The following is a 2625-nucleotide window of genomic DNA, read 5'->3' on the forward strand; positions in this document are numbered from 1 at the left end:
CTTTTAAACATCTGCGTTTAATGATGTTGATATATCTAACTTCTCTCTGCTTATGAAATTAGCAAAGATGCCCTCATTTTTGAAGTGACCAAAATTACTCAATCCAAATTGCGTTTATTACTTTAAACCTATTATCAAAAAAGCTTTTGATACGTGTTTTGCATTCTATCATTAAAAGAATATCGTTTTAACAATTGCGATTATGTGATAAAAACGTCTTGTAAAATTTATGAGATGTTATGAATGATAACTGCTTTGCATTTCATTTGAATGCTCTCATGTGTTATAACATTGGCATCATGATTTGCTTTTTATGCTCTGTTTATAGATGGCTATTGTTTATAAAAAATGTTCAATTGAATCGTGCATAAAAGTGTGGATTTTGATGGGGGTTTAAACAAAATAAAATCACATAACATATTGATTGTACTGTGTTTTTACGCAAAAGGGGACGCCATCATAGTCGAGTCACCCCATTTTTACTCCAAAGATTTTGTGACAAAATTAACAGCTTATAGGCAAAAAGCTCTGGTTACCCATCACTGAAAAAACCAAGCCGATATACCACAAAAATCACTTTATAAGCACCAAACAAGGGAAAACAAAGCATAAAAATAGAGGCTGGGCTGGTAGTCCAGCCAACGGGACAAGTTTTGCGACACACCCGCCCGATGTAAACTGACTTAACATCGCAGCCACTTCTTATCACTTGAAGCAATGAGAAGATGGCTAATATAGATGAAAGAGTGTTAAAAAATTATGGATACACTTTACAAGGAAACATTAAAATTTGTTGATCCAGTCACACCAACTGCTGCTTATATTGGCGGCAAAATAAAATTAGCCAAAACGATTACCAAAATCATTGAAGGTATTCCCCATCGCACTTATGCTGAACCTTTTGTTGGTATGGGAGGAATATTCTTTAGGCGGAAGTTGATTCCACCTACTGAAATTATCAATGATCGTTCAAGTGATGTGGTGAATTTTTTTCGAGTTTTGCAACGCCATTATCATCCTTTTATGGATTTGTTGAAGTTCCAAATCACCAGCCGTGAGGAGTTTCAACGCTTGCGCATGCAAGATCCAAACACTCTCACGGATTTAGAGCGGGCTTTGCGATTTTTATATCTACAGCGGTTGAGCTTTAGTGGGAAGGTTGCAGAGCGTACCTTTGGAGTTAAAACGGACCGTAGTGCACGATTTAACACTTTGAAACTTGAAGGCTTACTAAAGCTTATCTACCGGCGTTTAGCAAGTGTTACCATCGAAAATTTAAATTGGTCTGATTTTCTTCTTCGCTATGACCGACCAAAGACTTTGTTTTATCTTGATCCACCTTATTGGGGTGTTGAGGACTACTATGGAAAGGATTTGTTTAAACGAGAGGATTACCAGACGATGTCCACATTGCTTGCACAATTAAAGGGCAAGTTTCTTCTCTCTCTCAATGATGTGCCAGAGATACGAAAAACCTTTAGTCAATTTAAGATAAGAGAGGTAAAAACACTTTATTCGTGTAACGCCTCAAATAATGCGATTCCGGCTAAAGAGTTGATTATCTCAAATTGCGATTTTTAGGAAAAAAAGATTCATTAAAAGGGCTTTAAATGACCTCTGAAGCCCCTTTTAAAAAGTAAATTACTACAAAATCTAGTGTCAAAGTTTGACCTCCCCTCCGCCTTTTTAATAAAACCTAAGCTATCAAGCTTTCCAATGGAATATTAAATTGTTGATGCAAGTTTCTAATCATGCGTAGTGTTAATTTTCTTTTGCCACTCAAGATTTCATAAACGCGATTTAAATGACCAATCGCTGGAACGAGATCTTTAGCACTTAAGTTCATTTGTTCCATTCTAAATTTAATAGCTTCAATCGGATGAGGAGGAGAAACAGGGTAGTGTTCTGCTTCATATGCTTCAATCAACAACACAAGAACCTCCATTTGATCAAATTCTGGAGTATTCTCTTTTGGTTGATTGTCAAACATCGCAGACACAATTTCTAATGCTTCTTGGTAATCTTTCTCTGTACGAATGGGCTTAATATTCATTTCTTAAATTCCTTTAGTTCTACAGTATTAGCATCAATTGCATCATACTGTTTGTGTGTTCCTATAAATTTTATATAAAGCCAGCCTGCTGGATAAAAGATTGAAACAATTAAACGATAATCATTGCCTCTAATATTAAAAACAACACGATTATTCTTTAATATGCTTGCATTTTTATATTTCTCTTTAATGTCATGAGGTGAACGCCATTGTGCATTTTTAGCTTCATCTATCCATGCTTTTAAGGGTTGTTCTGCATCAGGATATCTAGCCCAAAAAACTTGAAGTGTGGAGATTTTAATAATTTTCATAAGTGTATCCTGATTTTTATTAACCTTAGTACCATTTTGGGACCATGTCAAGATATTTATAAAAAAGTACTGCTTGAAAACCAACTGTTCTCAAGAGCGGCTTTTTGTTTCTCATTTTTTTCCATTCATTTTCATTCACCCCTCATTTAAAGGAGCATCATAATGACAACAGGTTTTTTACACGGTGTTGAAGTTGTCGAGGTGGACGATGGCACACGTCCCCTTCGCGCAGTTCAATCAGCAGTTATCGGAATTGTCGGC

General features: G+C 35.8%; 3 protein-coding genes. 1 reads left to right on the forward strand and 2 read right to left on the reverse strand.

The features are described 5' to 3' along the window. Positions 1–759 precede the first annotated feature (759 nt). Positions 760–1581 carry a DNA adenine methylase gene (locus AC0QT1_RS08425; RefSeq protein ID WP_473202111.1) on the forward strand — a complete coding sequence of 274 codons (822 nt, stop codon included), beginning with the start codon at positions 760–762 and terminating at the stop codon, positions 1579–1581. Between the two features lie 115 nt (positions 1582–1696). Here the strand turns inward: AC0QT1_RS08425 and AC0QT1_RS08430 are convergent, their stop codons facing one another. Both AC0QT1_RS08430 and AC0QT1_RS08435 read right to left on the reverse strand, forming a co-directional pair. Continuing rightward, positions 1697–2053: a helix-turn-helix domain-containing protein gene (locus tag AC0QT1_RS08430; RefSeq protein WP_473201350.1), complete on the reverse strand. Its 357-nt coding sequence runs from the start codon at positions 2051–2053 to the stop codon at positions 1697–1699. Then, the gene (locus tag AC0QT1_RS08435; RefSeq protein WP_473201351.1) at positions 2050–2364 is read right to left on the reverse strand and encodes a type II toxin-antitoxin system HigB family toxin; all 315 of its coding nucleotides are present in this window, start codon (positions 2362–2364) and stop codon (positions 2050–2052) included. Before AC0QT1_RS08435 ends, AC0QT1_RS08430 begins: the two co-directional genes overlap by 4 nt. Positions 2365–2625: the final 261 nt, after the last annotated feature.

Source organism: Bartonella sp. P12B (assembly GCF_055796185.1).